Origin of the sequence: Marinifilum sp. D737, from assembly GCF_026672275.1 — a bacterium.
Taxonomy (GTDB): Bacteria; Bacteroidota; Bacteroidia; order Bacteroidales; family Marinifilaceae; genus Marinifilum.
Genome location: NZ_JANQCD010000013.1, coordinates 93,031 through 116,594, shown reverse-complemented (window position 1 = coordinate 116,594; position 23,564 = coordinate 93,031). Strand labels below are relative to the sequence as shown.

20 protein-coding genes are annotated in these 23,564 nt (G+C 36.4%); 11 read left to right on the top strand and 9 right to left on the bottom strand.

Annotated elements, in window-relative coordinates:
• Window positions 1–111: 111 nt before the first annotated feature.
• A complete protein-coding gene (locus tag NQ163_RS09935; RefSeq protein ID WP_268190187.1) occupies window positions 112–486 on the top strand; it encodes a DUF7670 domain-containing protein in 375 nt (124 codons plus the stop codon).
• 152 nt (window positions 487–638) lie between these two features.
• Here the strand turns inward: NQ163_RS09935 and NQ163_RS09930 are convergent, their stop codons facing one another.
• From NQ163_RS09930 to NQ163_RS09920, 3 genes are all read right to left on the bottom strand, one after another.
• Entirely contained in the window at window positions 639–2,198 is a 1,560-nt protein-coding gene (locus tag NQ163_RS09930) for a M81 family metallopeptidase (protein WP_268190186.1), read from the bottom strand.
• Window positions 2,199–2,371: 173 nt separating this feature from the next.
• Entirely contained in the window at window positions 2,372–2,605 is a 234-nt protein-coding gene (locus tag NQ163_RS09925; RefSeq protein ID WP_268190185.1) for a zinc-ribbon domain-containing protein, read from the bottom strand.
• 110 nt (window positions 2,606–2,715) lie between these two features.
• Window positions 2,716–4,053, bottom strand: coding sequence for a YihY/virulence factor BrkB family protein (locus NQ163_RS09920; RefSeq protein ID WP_268190184.1), 1,338 nt, complete (start codon window positions 4,051–4,053; stop codon window positions 2,716–2,718).
• 144 nt (window positions 4,054–4,197) lie between these two features.
• Between NQ163_RS09920 and NQ163_RS09915 the strand changes: the two genes are divergently transcribed.
• From NQ163_RS09915 to NQ163_RS09870, 10 genes are all read left to right on the top strand, one after another.
• Complete coding sequence (locus NQ163_RS09915) at window positions 4,198–5,280, top strand: serine hydrolase domain-containing protein (RefSeq protein WP_268190183.1); 1,083 nt, start codon at window positions 4,198–4,200, stop codon at window positions 5,278–5,280.
• Between the two features lie 66 nt (window positions 5,281–5,346).
• Window positions 5,347–6,030 carry a response regulator transcription factor gene (locus tag NQ163_RS09910; RefSeq protein ID WP_268190182.1) on the top strand — a complete coding sequence of 228 codons (684 nt, stop codon included), beginning with the start codon at window positions 5,347–5,349 and terminating at the stop codon, window positions 6,028–6,030.
• A gap of 2 nt (window positions 6,031–6,032) precedes the next feature.
• The gene (gene porY, locus NQ163_RS09905) at window positions 6,033–7,286 is read left to right on the top strand and encodes a sensor histidine kinase (protein ID WP_268190181.1); all 1,254 of its coding nucleotides are present in this window, start codon (window positions 6,033–6,035) and stop codon (window positions 7,284–7,286) included.
• Window positions 7,287–7,363: 77 nt separating this feature from the next.
• Entirely contained in the window at window positions 7,364–8,620 is a 1,257-nt protein-coding gene (gene porY / locus NQ163_RS09900) for a sensor histidine kinase (RefSeq protein WP_268190180.1), read from the top strand.
• 48 nt (window positions 8,621–8,668) lie between these two features.
• Window positions 8,669–9,421 carry a glycosyltransferase gene (locus NQ163_RS09895; RefSeq protein WP_268190179.1) on the top strand — a complete coding sequence of 251 codons (753 nt, stop codon included), beginning with the start codon at window positions 8,669–8,671 and terminating at the stop codon, window positions 9,419–9,421.
• Window positions 9,421–10,062, top strand: a complete 642-nt coding sequence (locus tag NQ163_RS09890; RefSeq protein ID WP_268190178.1) for a lipid-A-disaccharide synthase N-terminal domain-containing protein — start codon at window positions 9,421–9,423, stop codon at window positions 10,060–10,062. Before NQ163_RS09895 ends, NQ163_RS09890 begins: the two co-directional genes overlap by 1 nt.
• Before the next feature lie 5 nt (window positions 10,063–10,067).
• Window positions 10,068–11,807 carry an ArnT family glycosyltransferase gene (locus tag NQ163_RS09885; RefSeq protein ID WP_268190177.1) on the top strand — a complete coding sequence of 580 codons (1,740 nt, stop codon included), beginning with the start codon at window positions 10,068–10,070 and terminating at the stop codon, window positions 11,805–11,807.
• Window positions 11,797–12,798: a GDP-mannose 4,6-dehydratase gene (locus NQ163_RS09880; RefSeq protein WP_268190176.1), complete on the top strand. Its 1,002-nt coding sequence runs from the start codon at window positions 11,797–11,799 to the stop codon at window positions 12,796–12,798. The genes NQ163_RS09885 and NQ163_RS09880 overlap by 11 nt, the downstream gene beginning before the upstream one ends.
• Window positions 12,799–12,969: 171 nt before the next feature.
• Window positions 12,970–14,880, top strand: coding sequence for an LTA synthase family protein (locus NQ163_RS09875; protein ID WP_268190175.1), 1,911 nt, complete (start codon window positions 12,970–12,972; stop codon window positions 14,878–14,880).
• A gap of 76 nt (window positions 14,881–14,956) precedes the next feature.
• Window positions 14,957–15,832 (top strand): diacylglycerol/lipid kinase family protein, encoded by an 876-nt coding sequence (locus tag NQ163_RS09870; protein ID WP_268190174.1) that lies wholly within the window; start codon window positions 14,957–14,959, stop codon window positions 15,830–15,832.
• A gap of 37 nt (window positions 15,833–15,869) precedes the next feature.
• Here the strand turns inward: NQ163_RS09870 and NQ163_RS09865 are convergent, their stop codons facing one another.
• The 6 genes from NQ163_RS09865 to NQ163_RS09840 all read right to left on the bottom strand — a co-directional run bounded on the left by NQ163_RS09865 (window position 15,870) and on the right by NQ163_RS09840 (window position 23,458).
• Window positions 15,870–16,535, bottom strand: coding sequence for a glutathione peroxidase (locus NQ163_RS09865; protein WP_268190173.1), 666 nt, complete (start codon window positions 16,533–16,535; stop codon window positions 15,870–15,872).
• A gap of 79 nt (window positions 16,536–16,614) precedes the next feature.
• A complete protein-coding gene (locus NQ163_RS09860) occupies window positions 16,615–17,652 on the bottom strand; it encodes a glycosyltransferase family 9 protein (RefSeq protein WP_268190172.1) in 1,038 nt (345 codons plus the stop codon).
• 271 nt (window positions 17,653–17,923) lie between these two features.
• Window positions 17,924–18,163 (bottom strand): ATP synthase F1 subunit epsilon, encoded by a 240-nt coding sequence (gene atpC, locus NQ163_RS09855; protein WP_120238090.1) that lies wholly within the window; start codon window positions 18,161–18,163, stop codon window positions 17,924–17,926.
• Between the two features lie 71 nt (window positions 18,164–18,234).
• Window positions 18,235–19,746, bottom strand: coding sequence for a F0F1 ATP synthase subunit beta (gene atpD / locus NQ163_RS09850; protein WP_268190171.1), 1,512 nt, complete (start codon window positions 19,744–19,746; stop codon window positions 18,235–18,237).
• A 94-nt stretch (window positions 19,747–19,840) separates the two neighbouring features.
• Window positions 19,841–20,815: a polyprenyl synthetase family protein gene (locus NQ163_RS09845; protein ID WP_268190170.1), complete on the bottom strand. Its 975-nt coding sequence runs from the start codon at window positions 20,813–20,815 to the stop codon at window positions 19,841–19,843.
• Window positions 20,816–21,034: 219 nt separating this feature from the next.
• On the bottom strand, window positions 21,035–23,458 hold the full coding sequence (locus tag NQ163_RS09840) for an efflux RND transporter permease subunit (RefSeq protein ID WP_268190169.1): 2,424 nt from the start codon (window positions 23,456–23,458) through the stop codon (window positions 21,035–21,037).
• Window positions 23,459–23,564: the final 106 nt, after the last annotated feature.

Here is a 23,564-nt window from a genome sequence, read left to right as displayed (position 1 = left end):
CGATAACATCACTTCCCCGAAAAAAATCGGAACAAGCTATTTGTTATTGATCTTTAAATATCTATCGGCATTATATCTCAATCATTTTTAATTTTAATGATATAAGAAACCATGACTGGCTCGTTAAAACTTCTGCACTGGACTCCAAGAGTAATCTGCATATTGGCTATCTTATTTGTTAGCCTGTTTGCTCTTGATGCATTCAATCCTGCTTTGCCCATTGGCAAGCAAATCCTTGACTTTTTAATGCATATGCTTCCCTCATTTGTGTTAACTGCACTCTTGATCATAGCCTGGAAATGGGAATTGATTGGAGGAATTATTTTGGGAATGATTGGGATAGTTTTTTCTCCCATCATATTTATGCACAACTATAACATGAATCACTCGGTTGTGATGAGTTTAACGGTAATTGCAATGATCACTTTTCCTTTTATTCTTGTGGGTGTGCTTTTTGTAATTAGCCATTTTAAAAAGAAGAAATAGTTGTTGGTTATCCGTTGTCAGTGGTGCCCTATCTGGGTTCATCCTAATCATCATTTCAATCTGGGCCATAACTATATCCCGTAAGGATCTGTTCGTGGTAAAAAAAAGAGACGTACGGCCGTACGTCTCTACTGTATATTTTTTAATTGTGTTTATTCGTTCGATAAAGGAATCATTCGAGCTGATAGATCTGGATTTTCCATATCGGCATCGAATGGGAACATTGGTCGTTTAATGCGTTTGTGTCCCAAACGGATCAAATCCTGATCAACTCCTCCTGGCGTAAGAGCCATTAGCCAATCGCCACGCATGTTGTACAATTCAGGCACCAGGTAACCGATCTTCACCATCACAATATCCGATTCTCTAGGATTCAATCCCAAATTGGTAAAATCAGCTTCGTGATGGTATGGCTTACGGATTTTGGTTACAATTACGTGCATGCTTCCTACCTTCACTACCACTTCGGTTTCGGCATGCTTGTCGCCATGTCTAATCTTTTCAATCTTTCCTTTCAGTTTTACAGGGCCCGAGTAGCGTGAGTCTACATTTGCTCCGGCTTCTGCTTCAATCATGGCTCCCTCTCCTAACTTCACAGCCTTTTCAACGAATTTCGGTCCCGGAATCGATGCGTAAATCAAAGATGGTCCGCCTGACTTTTTAAATTCTGGTCTCTTTAAAAGCTCAGCCAAGGTCCAGGTTACATCACCAGCGCCTCCCGCAGTTGGATTATCGCCCATATCACTAATGATAAATGGCTTCTTATCGCTTTTAATGGCTGCCTTTAAACTTTCATCCAGACTTGCTACCGGTGCTACAAACTCGAATTCTTTTCTTACATCCCAGAAACTTTTTGCCAGGTATTCGGCTGCTTTGGCAACCTCTTCCTTGCTGTCGCCATAAGCGGTAACCGTAGCAGTGTTTCTTGGTGCATCGCCCCATGCATAACCTACCCAAATGGCAGCATCAATTACACCTTCCTGCTTGGTTAATGGATCGATCTTAGCATACAGGCTTTTTCCCGGCTCAATACGGGTACTGGTTTTCTCTCCCGGCAATAAAACCGGAACCGGAATCCATGCTTTGTATTTTGGCTTCCCTTTTCCGCTCTCTAAACGATCCAAAAGGTTCTTCACGGCTCTTCTTCTGGTCTCCATGGCATCCTCGTGTGGGGCCAAACGGAAACAGGTAATTAAATCGGAATGCTTCACCAATTCAGGAGTTACATTTCCGTGTAAATCCATGCTGGTAGAAATCATACAGTCCGTTCCAACCACTTTTCTAATGCGTGTGATTAAATCACCTTCGGGATCATCCATTCCTTCCACACTACTCGCTCCGTGAACATCTAAAAACATGGCATCGAAAGGACCGTTTACCTTTAATTTTTCCAATATCTCACTCACAAAAGTTTCGTAGGTTTCCTTGGTAACTACCCCACCAGGAATGGCGCGAGCTCTTAGGGTTGGAACCCATTGGGCTTGCTTTCTTAAAGTAGAATCCACACCAAAGAATGGATAGTAATCGAATATCTCATCTCCTCTTAATTGCTTAAAGGAGTTCACATCGCTTTTGGCAGGCGAAAAGGTACTCGACTCAATCCAGAATCCTGCAATGGCAATTTTAGGCAGATCTTTTTTCTCTTTCTTCGCACATGATGAGATTAAAAGCATGCACAATGCAAAGATCGCGATAACAGACTTGTTGTTCATTAATTTGAAATTTAGGTACTCAGATTTGGCTTTTGGGATACCTTAGTCAATTCAAACTTTGGTAAAAATAGTGATTAATGCGATTCGATGGATGAAATAAGTTCATATTAGATGGAAGTTACCCTCCTCTCTAACAATTATTATTCATTGTTCATTACTCATTATTAATTGATTTACTTCATTCTTTCATATTCCTCTTTCTCCAACTGTCTTCCATTCCTGCATATCGGACAATAATAGATGTACCTGGTTTTAATTGGGAAAACTGAAATAAAGAATAAACTGGCATAAGTAGCATTCTTTTCCAATATCCAATTAGACGTATTATTACAATTGTAGCAATGCTCTTGTGCGTATTGCTGTTGTTTTTCAACTACTTTATCGTTGGCTCCGAAGATGAAGATCATATTTTTGCTAAAATTTTAAATATCAAAAATTATTAATTGGAAACTGATTCCCTTTAATTGACCATTGTTAATTGATAACTATTCATTGATCATTGTTAACTGTTCACTGTCTAAATGTCTTTCAGTAGAATTTCTCTTCCCTCAACCGAAAAAGAATTTCTATACTCTGCTACAATTAACTTAAGGTCGGCATAGACTTCTGTTTCCAAAACCGGGATATTGTCAGAACCTGCCTTTTCCAATAAATCAATCACCTTACTAACCGTCATCTCATTAATATCAAAGGCTGGGTGATAAGCCATTTGTTTGTCCTTGTCAGTGGTCAACTCCGAAATAAGTCCTGCACTTAACAAATTAAAAAGAATCTCCCGTACCAATCTTATTGGCATTTCCAGCTGATGTGATATTTCCTGAGAACACAATGGCTTGTTATCTTGTTTAAAGTTTTGAACAATGAGATTCAAAACATACAAACTCAATAGTCTTTTGTAATCGTAAGAGATCTCTGTGGTTTCAGCTTCGTATTCGTAGTTCTCTACATTTTGCTCTGCAAAGGAAATTTCAGCTCCAAACAACACCACCAGCCAACTTAGTTGCAACCACATTAGGAACAAAGGCAAGGCAGCAAAACTACCGTAGACTGCATTATAGGTTGTTACCATTCCCTGGAACTCGATGTACAACACCTGGAACAACTGATAGATGGTTCCTGCTATAATACCGGCAATCAATCCCGATTTAAACTTCACATGCGTGTTTGGCATGAATGTATAAAGCAGCGTAAACAATACCCACACCAGGAAGAAAGGTGCCAAATTGATCAGGAAGGTAAGAAATGGACCTACAGTTTCCATTAGGCCGCTTCCTTGAGTGATTTGTTCAATCATGGTTTTTAGTACCACGGTTACTCCACTGGATCCGATCAAAAGAATCGGGGCAAATATCATCAAAGCAGTATAATCGCTAAACTTTCGTCCCCATGTTCTTGGCTTTTTAATGCGCCAAACATCATTAAACGATTCCTCGATATTGCTTAAAACCTTTACCACCGACCAAAACAAGATCACAAATCCCAATCCTGCAATTAATGATCCCTTGGTATTTTCCAGCATTTTATTGGCAAATTCTATCAACCAAGTCAATACTTCTTGCTGACCAGCTAAATTGGCTTTTAGCTCTGCCTCAAGCTTCGCTTCCAGATTAAATCCTTTTGCAATACCAAATCCCATTGCCAAAACCGGAACTACCGAAAGCAATGAGTAAAATGTAAGCGCAGAAGCTCTCAACTGGCATTTGTCTTCATAAAATCCTTTTACTGCCAACAGGTAAATTCGCAATTGCCTGATCAGGAAATAACGGTGTCCCGATAAATCTTTCAAACGCATGTTCCATACTCCTCTACTCAGGAAGTTCATTGTCAGGTCAAAATATTCGCGAATTTTACTCATCAACAAAGCTTTTTATAATAGATTTTATAGTTCGCAAATTAATCAAAAGCATATGATTTGACAAATGCTAAACATGGCTTAATCAATACAATCATATTTGAATTATTTTATAATTTTAAATCATCATCCATCAAAACAACGCATATGAATTTCACAAAATCTTTACTGGTATGCCTTTTTGTTCTTTTATCATTATCATGCCAGAGTCAAAAATCAAAGTATGACAAGTCTATTGAACAAGCCATTGAACTTACCAATGACTTTATCGCGAAGAATCAAATTCCTGGCTTAGCCATTACCGTTTCGGTTAAAGGTAAAAATGTTCTTTCCAAAGGATTTGGGTATGGAAACCTGGAATCTCAGGCTAAAGTTGATCCTGCTATAACAAAGTTTCGCATTGGTAGTATTTCAAAGCCTGTTAGTGCCGATGCTCTCATTCAATTGTGGGATCAAAACAAACTACAATTGGATTCATCCATTCAATACTATTTGCCTGACTTTCCAAAGAAACAAGCTAAAATTACCAGCAGAATGGTAGCTGGTCATTTGGCAGGTATTCGTCATTACAAAGGAAATGAGTTTTTAAGTGCCAAACACTATAACAACATTGATGATGCACTTGAAATCTTCGAGAATGATTCTTTGATCTCTTATCCTGGTAAAGAGTTCCACTATTCAAGTTATGGCTGGAACTTGTTGAGTCGAATTGTTGAGAAAGCTTCGGGAGAAGAGTTTCTTACCTACATGCAAAAGCATGTTTTTAATCCATTGGAAATGAACAATACGATTGCCGATCATACTGATAGTATCATTGTCAATCGTACAGGATTTTATCAAAGAACCAGGGATAATCGAATCGTAAATGGTCCGTTTGTTGACAATAGCATTAAATGGGCAGGTGGAGGCTTTTTGTCTACATCGGAAGATATCATGCGATTTGCCAAAGCGCATTGCAAAACAGGATACCTAAGTCAAAAGCAGATTGATGAGTTGACCCGTTCCCAGAAAACAACAAAAGGAAACCTAACCGAGTATGGAATTGGCTGGGCAAGTGGAACAGATCATAAAGGACATTATTACTATGGTCATTCAGGGGGATCAATCGGAGCAACCACGCATATGATCATTTATCCTAAAGAAGAAGTCTGTGTAGTGGTTTTAACCAATCTTTCTAATGTAAGATTCCTTAACTTCAGTCATGAAATTGCCAATCTGTTTATGAAATAGGCAAGATTTAGAGCAAATTCACGTTTATTTGCAATGTAACGACCCCATTTCTTAATTTCAGTTCCCATGGATAAAGAGATTTTATTGATTGAAGATGATTTAAGCCTGCAAAAAACCGTTGCTGACTTCTTAAACTCATCAGGTTTTAAATGTATTTGTGCCACCAGCATAAAAGAAGGAAAACAACTTTTCGATAAAAAGTTTTACCCAATCGTATTACTCGATTTGGGTTTGCCTGATGGTGATGGCTTGAATTGTATCCCATTTATCAAATCCATTTGGAATGAAACTGGTGTTATCATCATTTCGGCTCGCGACAAACTGGAAGATCGTGTGGATGGATTGAATTTAGGTGCAGACGATTACCTTGTTAAGCCATTCCATTTATCAGAATTATATGCTCGCATCAATGCCCTTCTAAGGAGAAATTTTCATGCAAACTCTTGTTCTGTTCAGTTTGAAGATATTGAAATCAATCCCCTTAATAACGAAGTAAAAATTTCCGGGCAGGTGGTCAGCTTTAGTAAAAAAGAGTATAACCTTTTGCTATACTTTATTGAGAACAAAACCAGAGTTTTGACTAAGGAAAGTTTGTTTGAGCATGTATGGGGAGAAAATTCTGTTTTCATGGACAACTCTGATTTCATATATACTCATATCAACCGTCTTAGAAAAAAACTTAAACAGCATACTGGCGAGAACTATATCAAAACCGTTCATGGCTTCGGCTATAAACTTGAAATTCATTAAACATGAAGCTTCTTAGCAAAATTAACCGCACCTATTTTAGGTATGGTATACTTGTATTTTTAATTGCAGATGTGGTAATTATTCTGATGAGTAATTTCATTCTAAAGGAAGAGATAGATCAGCAACTATTGCTGGAAGCTGAGTTAATTGCCGAAACCGTCGAACAGAAAGGTAATTTTCTAAGTGTTTACCCGACTGACATTGTTGAAGAAATTTCCTTCTCTGAAATTAGCATAGAAACAACAAAAGATACAGTAATATATGATTCAAAACATGATGATCTTGTTCCATACAGGGAATTAAGCACTTTCAAATCAATAAACGGAAAGCATTATCAAATTATCACCCGCCAAATGCTAATGGAATTTGATGATATTTTTTCTCTTTACACGGCATTAATTTCTACGGTTCTGGGTTTAATTTTTGTGCTCGTTCTTCTTTTTACACAAAAAATGAATACCATCCTTTGGGGAACTTTTAATAAAAATGTTGATTTATTAAAAGAACATTCCTTCAGTTCCAATAATCAATTGGAATTAAACAATACGGGTATTGATGAATTTGATGATTTGAATCAGGTCATCAAAAAAATGTCTGATCGATTGGAAAAAGATTACTTAGCATCCAAAGAGTTTTCGGCCAATGCAGCGCATGAATTACAAACCCCTCTCTCCATTATTAGAAATAAGTGTGAGGATTTGTTTTCTTACCAGGATTTAAATGAAAAAGCGATCAATTCCATACATGAAATATATGTCTCGGCAGACAGGTTATCAGGAATAACCAAAGCTCTTCTTTTATTGGCTAAAATTGATCACGGACAATTCAATGAAAATGAGCAGATTAATCTGAATCAATTTGTTGATTTAAAAATAGAATCTCTTAAGGAGATTCTGGAGGATAAAAATCTAAAAATAAACTTCCATTCTACTGACAATTGTATCATTAGTATGGATAAAAGACTTGCCAATCTATGGATTCAAAATATCCTTATCAATGCAATCAAATACTCCCCCGACGGAGAAGAAATTGTTATTCAACTAAAAAGCAGATCTTTATTCATTTCAAATTTTGGAGAAAAAGCAATAACAAATCCAGAACAAATCTTTAATCGCTTTTACAAAGAATCAGAGCAAGTTGGTTCTTCGGGCATAGGACTGGCAATCGTAAAAAAAATAATAGATCATTATAAAATAGAGTTTGAATATCATTTTAAGAATTCAAAACACGTTTTCGAATATAGATTTCCAAAATAAAATTTCAAACAAATAGATTCTACCTTGTACTCATGTAATGATTAATTACTGCTAGTACGAATTGTAAAATTCCATATATGAAACTTCTTACCAAAATCAACAAAAACTATTTCAAATATGGTTTAATTGTACTTTTTATTACTGATTTAATTATCATTTCTGTTATTTCTCAGATTGTAAAATTAGATACCCAAAAGGAACTGCAGTATGGTGCAATGGAAGTTGCTAAAATTATTAAAGTTCATGGTCACTTTCCTGACATACCACCCAATTACTCTGTTAAAATTATTGATAATCAATATTCTGTTCCTGGATTATTTAAAGACACAATCATGTTTGATCCTGAAGATCAAACCATGGATGAATTCAGAGAATATCAATTTTCACAAAAAATTAATGGAACCAACTACCTCATCTCTCACAGGCACTTTGCAGAAAGTTTTTGGGAGCTATTTATCGACATAACTCCCATTATCAGTATATTTCTTGGTTCAATATTTCTAGTAATGATGTATTATAACAAATACATGAGCGAAAGCCTTTGGAAGGATTTTAAAGACAATTTGGATACATTAAAATCATATTCACTTACCTCTAAAGAAAGACTTAAACTCCAAACTACAAATGTTGATGAATTTGATGATTTAAACCGGGTTTTGATCAAAATGTCTGATCGATTAGGAAAAGATTATCAAGCATCCAAAGAATTTTCTGCCAATGCAGCTCACGAACTTCAAACACCTTTAGCTGTAATCAGAACCAAATGTGAATCTCTTTTTTCAAAAGATGATTTGTCTTCCGATACCATCCAGTCTATTCGCGAAATTTTTGTTTCTACAGATCGTTTGTCCGGCATAACGAAAGCATTGCTACTTCTTGCAAAAATTGATCATGGTCAGTTCAACGAAGAAGAAAAGATTTGCCTCAAATCAATAATTTCTGATAAAATAAATTTCTACAGGGAAATTATTGAAGATCGCAAGCTAAATATCAAGTTTACATCTGAAAATGATTGTGTTGTATACATGGATAAAAGGCTGGCATTGTTATGGATACAAAATGTACTGGTGAATGCCATTAAACACTCACCTAACCATAAAGATCTTGAAATTGTGATTAAAAAAAATCAGCTTATTTTCAGCAATTATGGAGAGGAGAAGATTAAAAATCCAGACCAAATATTTAAACGATTCTATAAAGAAAGTGATGGCAAAGAATCAACAGGCATTGGTTTGGCCATTGTAAAGAAGATTACCGATCATTACAACATGCAGATCAATTACTCATTTAAGAATTTTAAACATACTTTTACTTTTCAATTCCCAGCTTGTTAGATTTTTGTTAGATCAGTGACGGACTTTTGTTCCATGTTTTTATTTGGAATGGAAGAACTAACAGATCATATCATGAATTTATCGCATCCAAAATTTGAGCTTACCATTGTTGTTCCCGTATACAACGAGGAAGGTAACCTGGCACGAGTTAAAGAGGAATTCAACGCTTACTTTTCCCAATCTCCCTACCGCTCAAAGGTTTTATTTGTAAATGATGGATCATCTGACTACAGTCAAATGATGATTGAAAAGATTTGTAAAAGCTCCGATCGCTTTCAATACATCCAACTGAGCAAAAACATGGGATTGAGTGCTGCTCTTAAAGCTGGGATTGATCATGCTGACACCGAATTTGTAGGCTATATTGATTCCGATTTACAGACAACTCCTTTCGATTTTGATTTCCTGATGGAATACCGCAATGATTATGCATTGGTTACTGGCTATCGAAAGGATCGAAAAGACAGTTTTATAAAAAACATGAGCTCGACAATAGCCAACAACTTTCGTCGATTCATGACCAAGGATAAAGCCATTGATACGGGATGTCCCTTAAAAATCATGCAAACAAAATATGCCAGGAAAATCCCATTCTTTACTGGCATGCACCGATTTATTCCTGCCTTAATCATGTTGCAAAACGGGGAAATGAAGCAAGTTCCTGTTCGTCATTTTCCTCGAATTGCCGGCGAAGCAAAATACCATTTGTTCAACCGAATGATTGGTCCGTTTAAAGATTGTTTTGCCTACCGTTGGATGAAAAAACGAAACATCAATTATGAAATCTCAAACCAGGGATAATGGAAAGCTACCATATTTACGCCATTGGCTTTCTGGCACAAGCCCTTTTTTCGGCCCGCCTAATTGTTCAATGGATAAAATCTGAGAAAGCTGGTGATTCTATTTCACCCGCAATATTCTGGCAGTTGAGCATATTGGCTTCCTGGCTGTTGTTTGTGTATGGATTACTGCGCAATGATTTTGCGATCATCTTAGGTCAAATCATTGCATATACCATATATATCCGTAACCTACAGTTACAAAAACGCTGGAAAAAATTGCCTTTAGTAACGCAAATTCTGGCTCTTGGTACTCCGCTTTTTGCAATTGCAAACATCATATTCAATTGGGAATTGCATCAAAATCTTTTATTTAAGAATGATGACATTCCTGTTTTGCTTTTGATTTGGGGAATTGCCGGACAAATTATTTTCACCTTCCGATTCATTTATCAATGGATTTATTCCGAACAGAAAGGTGAATCCTGTCTCCCTCTGGGATTTTGGATCATAAGCATTATCGGATCATGTATGATTTTGTCCTATGCAGTCTATCGAACAGATCCGGTACTGTTTATCGGTCAAGGATTTGGAATGATAGTTTATTCGCGAAATATCATCTTAATCCGAAAAAAGAAACTCCAACTAAATTCTGAAAACTAATATCAATGAATCTCCAATCAATACTAGATAACAATCGATATGGGCATGCCATTTTGCTAATTATTATTTGCTACATCTCATTTTTCCTGTTCAATGATGAATTCTTCGTGAATATCATGGAGGCAAGAAACTTTGTTACAGCTCGCGAAATGATTGAAAAAGGCAATTGGCTGGTACCAACAATGAACGGAGAACTGCGATTGGCAAAACCTCCACTGCCTACCTGGGTTACCGCAATAATCGGAAGCATATTTGGCATGGAAAATTTAAGTATGCTTAGATTTCCGGCTGGAATAATGGGCTCATTGATGGTATTGTTCATGTACCAATTTACCCTTAGTTTAAACGGAAGTAAAATAAAAGCCTTAACCAACAGTCTTATCCTTGTTAGTAGCTTTTATGTACTTTATATGAGCAGAACAGGAACCTGGGACATTTTTTGTCACTCTTTCATGTTGGGTGCCATCTGGATCATTCACAGCGCCTTTAAAAATCATAACAGTAAAAGTTTATGGATTAAGTTTTCGTTCGCCGGCGTTTTGTTAGGATTATCCTTTTTAAGTAAAGGTCCAGTGGCATTTTTTGCTCTTTTACTCCCATTCCTAATTGCATATTTTACCGTTTACAGGCAAATCAACCTAAAACAGTATTGGCAACCCATTGCACTTTGTTTGTTCATATTTGCAGTCATTAGTTTTTGGTGGCCAGTTTTTATTTCAATTGCACATGCTCAAGAAGCTGCAGCCGTAGCTAAACTGGAATCGGGTTCATGGATGAATCGTCATGTTCGTCCATTCTATTACTATTGGAATTTTCCCATTCAATCCGGAGTTTGGACAATGAGCATTTTTACCAGTTTACTATTTCCTTATGCAATCAAAAACTTCAAGGCAAAAGAGGAATACAAATTTGCATTGATTTGGACTTTATCTTCTGTAATTCTGCTTTCATTAATCCCTGAGAAAAAAGACAGATACCTTCTTCCAGTATTAATTCCTGGCGCTTTATTGGCAGGCCAACTGTTTCATCACCTTTATCTAGCTTTTAAGAATGAAAGCGCTAAAAAAGCAGACCATATTTTATTTGGTATTAATCTTTGGACCATTGTTACTGTAGCATTTTCGATTCCGGTTGTTGCTTTTTTTATATTTCAGCAACATCAGTTGATGTCCGTTCACTCTTTCGCGCTTTTCTCGATTTTTTCTGAGCTAATTGCCATGATTTTGGTAATCTGCTGGATCAATCGAAATGTAAGAGGTATGGTATTAAGCACAACATCATTATTCCTAATTGTTGTGATCTTTATTATTCCCCATACAGGAGGAATCTTAAATAGAAACAATCATTTCAAAAATATAGCTGAGATCAGAAACAAAAAGGAATTGCAAGAATACAACTATTATAGCATTGGAGAACATGATTTTAGGATTGAGTTGGTATATGAAATAGGAAAAGAAGTAAAACATTGGGATATCAAAAACAAGCCAGAATTGCCTGAGAAAAAACCATTTGTAGTAATGTCAACAGAAAATCCTAAAGACATATTCACCAAATCTCACATGAGTAAAATTAAACTTGATATTATAGATCAATACGATAATAACAGACAAAGGGCCGGCAAAAGAAGAAACAAAGAGTGTTTCAAAAAATATGTCAGTTTGGTAAGCCCCCTTTCAATTTCAGACAAGACACTTACAGCAGCTACCTCTGTAGAAATGAATAAATCAAAGAACAATGGAAATTAAACAAGAAAACAGAGTAAAAGAAAGCATTCTTGTAACAGGATGTGCCGGATTTATTGGTTCTCATTTGTGTGAAAAACTTTTAATTCAAGGCTATCAGGTTGTTGGTGTCGATAATTTTGATCCCTTTTACTCCATCGATCTAAAAATGGAAAATATGGAAGGATTTAAAAGAAACAAGGCGTTTAAATTTTACCAGTTAGACCTTTGTAAAAGTGGTGCTTTAAAAATGATACAGGAAAATGTATCTCTCATTGTTCATTTGGCAGGAAAAGCTGGTGTTCGCCCATCAATAGAAGCTCCTCAAACTTATATCGACAGCAATATTACAGCTACAAGAAATATCCTTGACTTTATGAACGAAAAGGGAATTAAAAAACTAGCCTTTGCTTCATCCTCATCAGTATACGGAAACAACTCAACGGTTCCTTTTACCGAAGATCAAAATGTTGATCATGTGATCTCACCTTATGCATTCTCGAAAAAGGCTTGCGAAGTCTTAAATCACTCCTATCATCACCTGTATAAGCTTGATATCCTAAACATGCGATTCTTTACCGTTTTTGGTCCTCGTCAGCGACCAGATCTGGCAATTCACAAGTTTCTAAGATTGATGATGAATGACAAACCCATTCCTGTATTTGGAGATGGAAGTACTGCCAGGGATTATACCTATGTTGATGATACCGTTGATGGAATTGTTAAAGCTTGTGAGTTCCTTTTTAAAAACGAAAATATATTTGAAACCATAAACCTTGGTAACAGTTATCCAATACCCTTAAATCAAATGATAGAGGCCATTTCTAAAGCTTCCGGAATTGTCCCAAACCTAAGCCACCTTCCAATGCAAGCTGGCGACGTAAATCAAACTTTTGCCGACATAACAAAAGCCAAAGAAATCATTGGATATTCTCCTAAAGTTCCTTTCGAAGAAGGGATTAAACTTTTTGTACAATGGTATAAGAAAATAAATATCAGAGAAATCGTTGCATAAACTTATGCTTGAAAACTATTCCATTCATATTATTACTTGATTATACTCGAATCAAATATTATTTAATATTTTTTAACATTCTTTTTCAGACACTTAAGCCATTTGTTAGGTTTTTGTTAGAACTGGTCTGTTTTTTTGAATTCTATTTCAAATCCCACAATTCAAAAAAATATGAAGTTCAGAAACATCTTACAAAGTCGATATGGCGGCTTGATCATATTTGGCTTAATTTTTATTGCCTTATCATTTTTGGTAAGAACCATTCTTTTAATCAAAGATTTTCAGAATGTTGAGTTAAACATCATTCGATTCTTTAAAATCTATACATTCGGCCTTTTCTACGACTTGGTAGCTATCTCCTATTTTATCATTCCCTTTGTATTCTACCTTTTAATCGTTCCTGACAAAATCTTCAACAGTAAAATACACCGCTGGATATCCTATGCTTTCTTTACCATTAGTATTGGAATTATTGTTTTTTCAGGAATTGGAGAATGGTTCTTCTGGGAAGAATTTAGTGTACGATACAACTTCATTGCCGTGGATTACCTGGTATATACGCACGAGGTAATCTCCAATATCAAAGAGTCCTATCCAATGCCAATTATCATTTTTGGAATGCTTTTGCTTTCGGGAGGAATCTTTGCCTTGGTTAAAAAGCAGTTTGACACATGTATTAACTCTCAATCAAAATTTGTCAACCGATTAATCACCAGCATTGTACTTTGGATGATTCCAACAATAGCCTTTCTTACAATAGATAAAACATCGGCTGAAATTAAAGAGAATACCTATTCAAACGAATTGGCACATAATGGCATATATCAGGTCTTTGCAGCTTTCAGAAATAACGAGTTGGATTACAAATCCTTCTACCAATCAATGGATGATAAGGAGGCTTTTACCAATTTGAGAAAGCTTATTAAAACTTCAAATAGTGAATTTATTAGTAATGATGTATTTGATGTGACTCGAAAAATCAATTATCCAGGTGAGGATAAAAAGTACAATATAATGATGATTACCGTGGAGAGTTTAAGTGGATCTTTCTTTACCCGATTCGGTGGAACTGACAATATTACTCCAAACATGGATACCATTGCGCAACAATCACTGTTTTTTACCAACTTTTATGCAACCGGTACAAGAACTGTTCGCGGCATGGAAGCCCTAACACTTTCTTTGCCTCCAACACCTGGATACTCCATTGTAAAACGTCCTAAAAATGAAGGAATGTTTACATTTGGTAATGTCTTAAAATCGAAAGGATATGAAACCAATTTTATATATGCCGGCAATGGTTATTTCGACAATATGAACTATTTTTTCGGAAACAGTGGTTACAACATAGTGGACAAAAAAGATTTTGAGAAAGATGAAATTACATTCGAAAATGCATGGGGAGTTTGTGATGAAGATCTTTTTGCAAAAGCCATGCAGGTTGCTGATAAGGCTCATCAATCAGGAAAACCATTCCACAACTTTATCATGACAACCTCGAATCATAGACCATACACTTATCCTGAAGGTAGAATTGATATTCCTTCACATACCGGAAGAAAGGGAGCTGTAAAATACACTGACTATGCAATTGCAAAATTTCTTCGTGAAGCAAAAAAACATGAGTGGTTCAACAATACCCTGTTTGTAATTGTAGCTGACCACTGTGCTTCAAGTGCTGGTAAAACCTCATTACCTGTAAAAAAATATCATATCCCGCTAATGATTTACGCACCAGAAATTATTGACGCCAGAGAAGTAAATACCATGGCCTCTCAAATTGATTTTGCACCAACTGTTATGGGGTTATTAAATATGGATTATACATCTAAATTTTTCGGTAAAGATATTCTTCTGGATCACCCTGATAGAGCTTTAATTGGGACTTATCAGAAAATTGGATTGCTTAAAAATAATTCATTAACCGTTCAATTGCCAACAAAACGAACCGAATCCTATTCTATAGAAAAGGATGAACAAAACTCTTGTGAACTAGATAAATCTGAACTAAGAGATGCGATTACATATTATCAAACGGCCAGTTATTTGTTTCACCACAAAAGGTACAACTTTAAAAATTAAATGCTGACATCGATTTCTTTATGAATCCATTTAGGTAATCATACAAAAATCTTAAAATTGTATTTTGAAAAACAGTATGCTAAATCAATTAAATACACTTGCTATTATCAATCCAATTTCTGGGAATGGCAAACAAAAACATATCGAAAATCTGCTAAAGCAACACATAGACGAATCCAAATTTCAATTAACAATTAAAATGACCCAATATGCAGGTCATGCATCTGAGCTTACAAAAGAAGCCATAGAGAAAAGATTTGACCTGGTAATTGCAATAGGAGGAGATGGAACAATTAATGAGATCGCGAGTGCCTTGACATTCTCAAATGTTGCCATGGGTATTATTCCTTGTGGATCAGGTAATGGATTAGCAAGACATCTTGGTATTCCTATGAATGCAAAAAAAGCAATTCAATACCTTAATAAGGCCAAAATCAACTCAATGGATACCGCTTGTATCAATGAACATCGTTTTGTGAATGTGGCAGGAATTGGCTTTGATGCGCTTATTGCTCACCAGTTTGCCAACATGAATTCTCGAGGATTTATTTCCTACATAAAGGCTGTTTTAACAAGTTTCCGAACATTTAAATGTCAGAAATTCAAATTGACAAGCAACAAGCATTTATGCATTGAAGAAGGCATGATGTTGAGTTTTTGTAATTCATCTCAATTTGGCAACAATGCATTCATCGCTCCTTCTGCTAAAATTGATGATGGAAAATTAAACCTTTGTTTGTTGCAAAAGCCAAAATGGTACCAAATCCCATCTTTAACCTTTAAAACTTTCACGAGAAAAATTGAAAGCTCCTCTTTGTTCAAAGAGTTTATGCTTGATGAAGTAGAAATTGTTCATGCCTCTCAACTCGGACATGTAGATGGAGAACCCATTGTTATTGGTGAAAAAATCAAATTAAAAGTAGATGCAAATAGTCTTAAAATACTTTCGTAGATAACAAAAAAGAGCTCCAAGTTGGAGCTCTTTTTCTTTATAGTAATTTCTTAATATCCTCTTCCATACTTTCAGGTGTAATATTTGGTTCAATTCTCTGAACCACCTTACCATCTCTGTCGATTAAGAATTTTGTAAAGTTCCACTTCACACCATCTCCCTCGTAAATTTCCGGAAATTTCTGACTTAAAAAGCCCTTGAACTTCTGTCCTGATTCTGAATCGTCAAAGCCTTTGAATGATTTTTCTGAAGTTAGCATTTTATAAAGCGGATGAGCATTCTCGCCACGAACTTCAATTTTATCGAACATTGGAAAACTTACGCCGTAGTTTTTCTGACAAAACTCTCCAATTTCCTTAGCCGTTCCGGGTTCCTGTTCTAAAAACTGATTGCAAGGAAAACCCAAAATCACCAACCCTTGATCTTTGTACTTTTGGTACATGGCTTCCAAACCTTTGTATTGTGGTGTTAATCCGCATTTGCTTGCCGTATTAACCACCAAAACCACTTTTCCTTTATATTTCTTGAATTTTACCTCTTCGCCCTGCAGAGAGTTCATTTTATAGCTGTAAAAACTTTTGCTTTCACATTTCTTTTTAGAACAGCATTCTTTCTTACATTCTTTGCTCTCTTTGTTTTGGGCAATTGTATGACTAGTATAAACTCCTACCAAAACCATTAGTAGTAATGCAAATTTTTTCATGAATTCTTGTTTTGATTTAAAAACTAAGATATCATTAAAAATACGAAGTAGGAAAAATTAAAATACTTATTAGTCTGATTTAAGATTCCATTAACATTTTCACCTCATCAGCCAGCCACTCGGGAGTAATATCGACCATACATTGCTGGTAGATATTCATTTTACACTTGCCCGATCCATCCTTTGTACAAGGGCGGCATTTCATATCCACTTCAAGGGTTTTAATGTGATCTCCTGTAGTAAACCCAAATGCTGTTGGCCCCATTAACGAAAGAGCTGGTATTTTAAATTTATCTGCGGCATGCAAGAATCCTGTATCTCCGGATATAACCAAATTTGATTTTTGAACCAGGTAGCAAGATGCCAACAAATTGGTTTTTCCACTCAAATTAAGCACTCGATCGGGAGCTACTTCTTCAATTTCCTTGCAGAATACATCATCCGGACCAGCCAGAATCATAAAATGATAATCAGGAAGTAAATTCACAAGTTTTTGCCAGTGTGACACAGGCCAACGTTTCATTTGCCAGGCAGCAGAAGGAACCATTGTTATCAACTTGCTCTTTTCACCTTTTATACTCTCAAAAACTTGCTGATTTATATTCTCTTTCAAATCAATAGGAAAATACCAATCTTCATTTCCCTTAGAATAATTTGTAATTCCCCATTTTTCCAGAGGCTTACGAAAAGAAAGCATCCCTTTAAAAGGCATCGGAAAACAATCAATTCCAAATTTAAAGAGCAAGACTCTTTTGATTCGATTCTTACTTCTCATTGTAAACTTGGGTCCTATTCCTATACAGCGTTTCCAAAATGGCACCAAAACGGCTTTTAGAATGAGAGAACGAATATTTGAGTGTGCATCGTATACATAGTCGAATTTTTCCTGTTTAAGCTGCTTTGCTTGCTGCAGAATGCCTTTAAATCCATCTTGTCGATCAAATCCCCAAACCTTATGAATTCGTTGATCCATGGCCAAAAAAGAGGACATATCTTTTCTTGCAATCCAATGAATTTCTGCATCAGGATAATGGTTCAAAATACCATCAACAGCAGTCATGCATTGAATGATATCTCCAATGGAACTAAATCGAATGATTAGGAATTTTTTTGGCATTTTTATCGTATCAGGTATTTCGTAACTAGTACCAAGATGATTTACACTTTTGATAATGTTATTTCAAATAGACAAAAGTAGAAAATTTTTGCTTAACACTGAACTATGAACGATTCATATTCTTATTTATACCATTTATGCTTTGATATTATCATTTGATGGAATCCAGAGACTTAGTAAAAACGAAAAAAAGAGACTTGGATTTAACTCCAAAGTCTCTTTTAATATCTATTATCAGCACAAAGCACTACTTTGTACTAAATATTACTATCTAACTATCAGCCAATACTGAAATTACATTCTTCTTGCATTCAACTACTCCTCCACCAATCTCGAAGAAAAGATCATCTCCTTCGTATGGTCTCAATTTGATCGTCCCTTTTTCCAAAGTGGATACAATTGGAGCGTGATTTTTCAGTATTTCGAAAGATCCATCCTTACCAGGAAGTTGAACCAAAACAACCTCGCCTGAATAAAGACTTTTTTCCGGTGTTACGATTTCTAAATGCATGTTAATGTTTAATGCTTAATGATCAATGTTCAACGCCGCTAATCATTAATAATTAATAATTCATCATTAGTTTAAGCTTCTGCTTCAGCTAGTAATTTCTCACCTTTTTCAATTGCCTCTTCAATTGTACCAACAAGGTTGAATGCTGCTTCCGGATATTTATCCACTTCACCATCCATAATCATGTTGAAACCTTTGATTGTATCTTCGATTGATACCAAACAACCTTTTAACCCAGTAAACTGTTCTGCAACGTGGAATGGCTGCGATAAGAATCTCTGAACACGACGAGCACGGTGTACCACCAACTTGTCATCTTCCGAAAGTTCTTCCATACCCAAAATTGCAATGATATCCTGCAATTCTTTGTAACGCTGAAGAATCTCTTTTACATTTTGAGCACAAGCATAGTGAGCTTCACCTACTACATCAGGAGTCAAAATACGAGAAGTTGAATCCAATGGATCTACTGCAGGATAAATCCCCAACTCAGCAATCTTACGATTCAATACCGTTGTAGCATCCAAGTGAGCAAATGTTGTTGCTGGTGCAGGGTCAGTCAAGTCATCGGCTGGTACATAAACTGCCTGTACCGATGTAATCGATCCTCGCTTGGTAGAAGTAATACGCTCCTGCATGATCCCCATCTCAGTTGAAAGAGTTGGCTGGTAACCTACTGCCGAAGGCATACGACCCAAAAGCGCAGATACCTCAGAACCTGCCTGAGTAAAACGGAAAATATTATCTACAAAGAAAAGTATATCGCGACCGCCTGATTTTTCATCACCATCACGCAAACTTTCTGCTACTGTTAATCCCGACAATGCAACACGAGCACGTGCTCCAGGAGGCTCATTCATCTGACCGAAAACCAGTGATACCTGTGACTTATCCAAAGCATCTTTGTCTACTTTAGAAAGATCCCATCCTCCTTTTTCCATGTCTTCCTCGAATTCATCTCCATAACGGATTACTTTCGATTCGATCATTTCTCGAAGCAAGTCATTCCCCTCACGAGTACGCTCACCTACACCTGCGAAAACAGACAAACCATCTTGTCCGATTGCAATATTATTAATCAACTCCTGGATCAATACGGTTTTACCAACACCGGCACCACCGAACAAACCAATCTTACCTCCTTTTGCATATGGCTCGATCAAGTCGATAACTTTAATACCTGTATAGAAAACTTCTGATTCAGTACTTAGCTCTTCAAAAGCAGGAGGTGTTCTGTGAATAGGATATCCACCCTCTTTATCTACAGCATCAATACCGTCGATTGTTTCACCAACAACATTCAAAAGTCTACCTTTGATTTTATCACCGGCAGGCATAATTATAGGAGAACCTGTAGCAATTACATCCATTCCACGGCGTAAACCATCCGTTGAATCCATTGCAATTGCGCGCACAGTATTTTCACCAATGTGCTGTTGACACTCAACTACCAAATTTTTACCGTTTTCCATCACGACCTCAAGAGAATCGTAAATCTCAGGAAGCTTAGCACCTTCCTTTTCAAAACTTACATCGATTACAGGTCCGATTACCTGTACAATTTTGCCTGTATTTTGTGACATTTACTATTAAATTTTTGGATCATTAATATCGCGTGATGACAAATTTAAAATTTTTTACGAATAAAGGAGAATCTTATCTTAATTTTTAACACACTTAAACGGAACGATTTACTAATTTCTTTACCAAAGTGTACAATTCCTTTTTCTTTTCGGCTGGTACATTCACCTTATCCAAATACTCCAAACAAAGGCTAAAATACTCATCGATCTTCGCTTGCGATTGATCTTTCACCTTTAGTTTTTCATACATAGACCTAACTGCAGTAATTTTTTCTTCCGCATTAAAATCTTTGGCCGAAATCCATTCTTCCAATTCTTTTTTATCATCACCTTTTGCCAACTCAAACGCTTTTATCAACAAAAAAGTCTTTTTGTTACAAAGAATATCTCCACCAATCTTCTTACCGAAAACTTCTTCGTCACCAAAAACATCCAGATAATCATCCTGTAATTGGAAAGCCATGCCCAGATTTACTCCGAAGTGATATAGCAATTCTGCATCCTTGGCATCAGCGTCGCCCATTACCGCTCCCATTTTTAAGCTTCCTCCCAAAAGTACAGCCGTTTTTAAGCGAATCATCTCCAAATACTCATCAATCTGCACATCACCTCTGTCCTCAAACTCCATATCGAACTGCTGTCCTTCGCAAACCTCAAGAGCTGTTTGGTTAAACACGGTAAGCACATCCCGCAAGTGGCGATCTTCACAACTTACAATGTATTGATATGCCTTAATAGACATGGCATCACCAGATAGAATAGCAACATTACTGTTCCACTTTTCGTGAACCGTAGCCTTGCTCCTACGAATTGGCGCATTATCCATAACGTCATCATGCAATAAGGTAAAATTGTGAAATACCTCTATTCCAATGGCCGGCAAATAAATTTTCTTTAAATCTTCTTTAAATAAATTGGCACTAAGCAATACCAAAATCGGACGAAGGCGCTTCCCTCCAATCCCAAGAATGTACTTCATGGGTTCGAACAATCCTTCTGGTGGTGTAGAAAACTCCAGTCCATCAATTTCTTTCTGCACTACATCCTGGAGTTCTTTGAAACTATACATGTGAGCTATAAGTTTAGTGTGTATTTTTTACAGCTCACTAAATTATAAAAAATTACCTAACATGAGGTCGACGTATAATTTTATCCACAGAAAGTTATAATTGCGATAGATTTGCATTAAAAATTTTGAAAGAAAAGCGGGCTATTTAAGAAGTTTTTAAATGTGAAAATCTACTCAATACCAGATCAAACTGTAGACAAATTTTACACCGAACTCATGTTAACTAGCCGCTGATTCTTTTTCCTCTTCTTTATTTTCAATTACTGCAATTCGAAGATCATCCAATTCAATATCTTCTTCCTCATCAAAAATCTGAAGAAGTGGTTCCTTAAATGATCGATTGGTAATTGCTTTTTCAAGAGTTAGCAACAAGGATGGCAATAACACTAAATTTGAAAGCATTGCAGAAAGCAAGGTAAGAGATACCAATACGCCTAATGAAACCGTTCCTCCAAACTCTGACAATGCGAAAATGCTAAATCCAAAGAAAAGGATAATAGAGGTGTACATCATACTTTGCCCCGTTTCGCGCAAAGCCAAAACCACCGATGAACGGATGCTCCAGTTGGTTGCTTTTAGTTCCTGACGATATTTTGCCAGGTAGTGAATGGTATCGTCCACCGAAATCCCGAAGGCAATACTAAATACCAATATGGTAGATGCTTTAATAGGAATCCCAAAATAGCCCATTAGAGCCGCTGTAACAATCAAAGGCAATAGGTTCGGTATTAATGCTACCATAACCATTCGTTTGGATGAGAACATCCATGCCATGAAGGATGCAATCAAGAAAATTGCCAATGCCAAACTCAGAAATAAGTTTTTGATTAGGTATTGAGTTCCCTTAAAAAAGACTATACTCGATCCTGTTACATGCACCGTGTATTTGTCTTTAGGGAAGATCTCATTCACATGTCCCAAAATGGTTTTTTCCATATCGGCCATCCTGGTAGTTCCGATATCTTTCATTCTAAAACTCATTCTGGTAATAGATTGAGTTGAATCAACAAAAGTTTCCAATACTTTGGAATCGGCACCTGTTTCGGCCTTTGCCAAATAGGAAAGAATAATATCCTTGGTCTGATTACTTGGTAGTTTATAGTACTTTTCTTTTCCGTTAAAATAAGCCTGGTTGGCAAACTTTGCCGCTTCTACTACCGATACAGATCCTGATATTTCAGGATAAGCTCGTAAAGAATCATTTAGCTTATTTAAACGTTTTAAAGTGGAAGTTTTTAGTACTCCTGCTTTTTTCCTGGTTTCTACCATTACCTCTAAAGGCATGATACCATCCATATTTTTTTCGAAGAACTTCAGGTCCTGATAAATTTCGTTATCATGTGGCAAATCATCTACCATATAACCTGTACTCTTTATTTTACTAATGCCATATCCCCCAAGAACCAAAAGTGTAATGGCAACGGCATAAACCAAACTTCTATGGCTCAATACAATCTTCTCTAATTTGCCAACAAACCAAACGGTCATCTTATTATCAAGGTGTTTGGTAGCCTTCTGATCTGGCGGAGCTAAAAAGCTAAAAATAATAGGAATCAATAGCAGCGATAAAACAAATACCACCATGATATTTAAAGCGGCAATTACACCAAACTCTTTTAAAATCTGACTTGAAGTCACAATAAATGTTGCGAAACCCGATGCCGTTGTAAGGTTGGTAAGGAAGGTTGCATTTCCAATTTTTGCAACTACCCTTTGCAATGCCTTTATTTTGTTGTTGTGGCGAATGTACTCCCCGTGGTACTTATTAATGAGGAAGACCGAGTTTGGAATCCCAATTACCACCAAAAGCGGAGGAAGCATCGCGGTAAGCAATGTAATTTTGTAATCGAACAGCACCATGGAACCTACTGCCCATATCACACTTAGTCCAACCACCAGCATGCAGAAAAATACCACTTTAAACGATCGAAAGAACATGAAAAGGATAACTGCAGTTACCAAAAGAGAAAGATAGATAAACATGTTCATCTCGCCCTTAATCATTTGAGCGGTTACTACTCGAATGTAAGGCAAACCCGAATATTTCATGTTCAGACCATACTTCTCGGTAAAAGCATCGGTTATTTCACGAACCTTGGCTACCATTGGTTCACGGGCCTTTGAGTTAATGATTTTTGCATTAACCGTAATTCCCATTAAATAGGTATTGCTTTCTTTGTTGATTAAGCTTCCGTGGTAAAATGGCAATGCTTCTGCAATTGCTGCCAAACTATCCAGTTCAGCTTGCGTTTTTACCTGGTGCGGAAATATGGTTCCGAATTCGAAACGTTTTTCCTTCTTATTCTTATTGATGTTCCAGGTGTGTGCAATAGATACTACTGCATCAATTCCATCCAATGAATTAAGACTTTCTCCAAGAGCAATCCAATCGTTGAATTTATCCAACTCATAAAAATCAGGATCTTGCACAGCAAAGAACATCATGTTTCCTTCCTGCCCAAAAGTATTCTTAAACTTCTCATATTCGATAGAAGCAGGATCATCATCAGGAAGCAGGGCCGCATAGGTATAGGACATTTCCACAAATTGAGCCTTATAAGCCATAAATGATGTTACAAGCCCAACTACCACCAAAAGTAAAATTCTATTTCTCAGAATTAATCCTGCAATCCTATTCCACATACTATTCTATTTATTTCCCTGTTTCTTCTAGAGTTCGGCGAAAATACGACTTAAAATCATTTTTTCAAAAGATACAAAGTCGCTGTAGGCCTTCTTTAACATTATT

Excerpts from the sequence above, each read along its gene's own strand:
- NQ163_RS09895 (WP_268190179.1), top strand. The coding sequence starts at position 8,669 with ATGGAAGAACTAACAGATCATATCATGAATTTATCGCATCCAAAATTT.
- NQ163_RS09870 (WP_268190174.1), top strand. The coding sequence starts at position 14,957 with ATGCTAAATCAATTAAATACACTTGCTATTATCAATCCAATTTCTGGG.
- NQ163_RS09865 (WP_268190173.1), bottom strand. The coding sequence starts at position 16,535 with ATGAAAAAATTTGCATTACTACTAATGGTTTTGGTAGGAGTTTATACT.
- NQ163_RS09840 (WP_268190169.1), bottom strand. The coding sequence starts at position 23,458 with ATGTGGAATAGGATTGCAGGATTAATTCTGAGAAATAGAATTTTACTT.
- NQ163_RS09860 (WP_268190172.1), bottom strand. The coding sequence starts at position 17,652 with ATGCCAAAAAAATTCCTAATCATTCGATTTAGTTCCATTGGAGATATC.
- NQ163_RS09920 (WP_268190184.1), bottom strand. The coding sequence starts at position 4,053 with ATGAGTAAAATTCGCGAATATTTTGACCTGACAATGAACTTCCTGAGT.
- atpD (WP_268190171.1), bottom strand. The coding sequence starts at position 19,746 with ATGTCACAAAATACAGGCAAAATTGTACAGGTAATCGGACCTGTAATC.
- NQ163_RS09890 (WP_268190178.1), top strand. The coding sequence starts at position 9,421 with ATGGAAAGCTACCATATTTACGCCATTGGCTTTCTGGCACAAGCCCTT.
- NQ163_RS09910 (WP_268190182.1), top strand. The coding sequence starts at position 5,347 with ATGGATAAAGAGATTTTATTGATTGAAGATGATTTAAGCCTGCAAAAA.
- NQ163_RS09880 (WP_268190176.1), top strand. The coding sequence starts at position 11,797 with ATGGAAATTAAACAAGAAAACAGAGTAAAAGAAAGCATTCTTGTAACA.
- atpC (WP_120238090.1), bottom strand. The coding sequence starts at position 18,163 with ATGCATTTAGAAATCGTAACACCGGAAAAAAGTCTTTATTCAGGCGAG.
- NQ163_RS09925 (WP_268190185.1), bottom strand. The coding sequence starts at position 2,605 with ATGATCTTCATCTTCGGAGCCAACGATAAAGTAGTTGAAAAACAACAG.
- NQ163_RS09885 (WP_268190177.1), top strand. The coding sequence starts at position 10,068 with ATGAATCTCCAATCAATACTAGATAACAATCGATATGGGCATGCCATT.
- NQ163_RS09915 (WP_268190183.1), top strand. The coding sequence starts at position 4,198 with ATGAATTTCACAAAATCTTTACTGGTATGCCTTTTTGTTCTTTTATCA.
- NQ163_RS09930 (WP_268190186.1), bottom strand. The coding sequence starts at position 2,198 with ATGAACAACAAGTCTGTTATCGCGATCTTTGCATTGTGCATGCTTTTA.
- porY (WP_268190181.1), top strand. The coding sequence starts at position 6,033 with ATGAAGCTTCTTAGCAAAATTAACCGCACCTATTTTAGGTATGGTATA.
- NQ163_RS09845 (WP_268190170.1), bottom strand. The coding sequence starts at position 20,815 with ATGTATAGTTTCAAAGAACTCCAGGATGTAGTGCAGAAAGAAATTGAT.
- NQ163_RS09875 (WP_268190175.1), top strand. The coding sequence starts at position 12,970 with ATGAAGTTCAGAAACATCTTACAAAGTCGATATGGCGGCTTGATCATA.
- porY (WP_268190180.1), top strand. The coding sequence starts at position 7,364 with ATGAAACTTCTTACCAAAATCAACAAAAACTATTTCAAATATGGTTTA.
- NQ163_RS09935 (WP_268190187.1), top strand. The coding sequence starts at position 112 with ATGACTGGCTCGTTAAAACTTCTGCACTGGACTCCAAGAGTAATCTGC.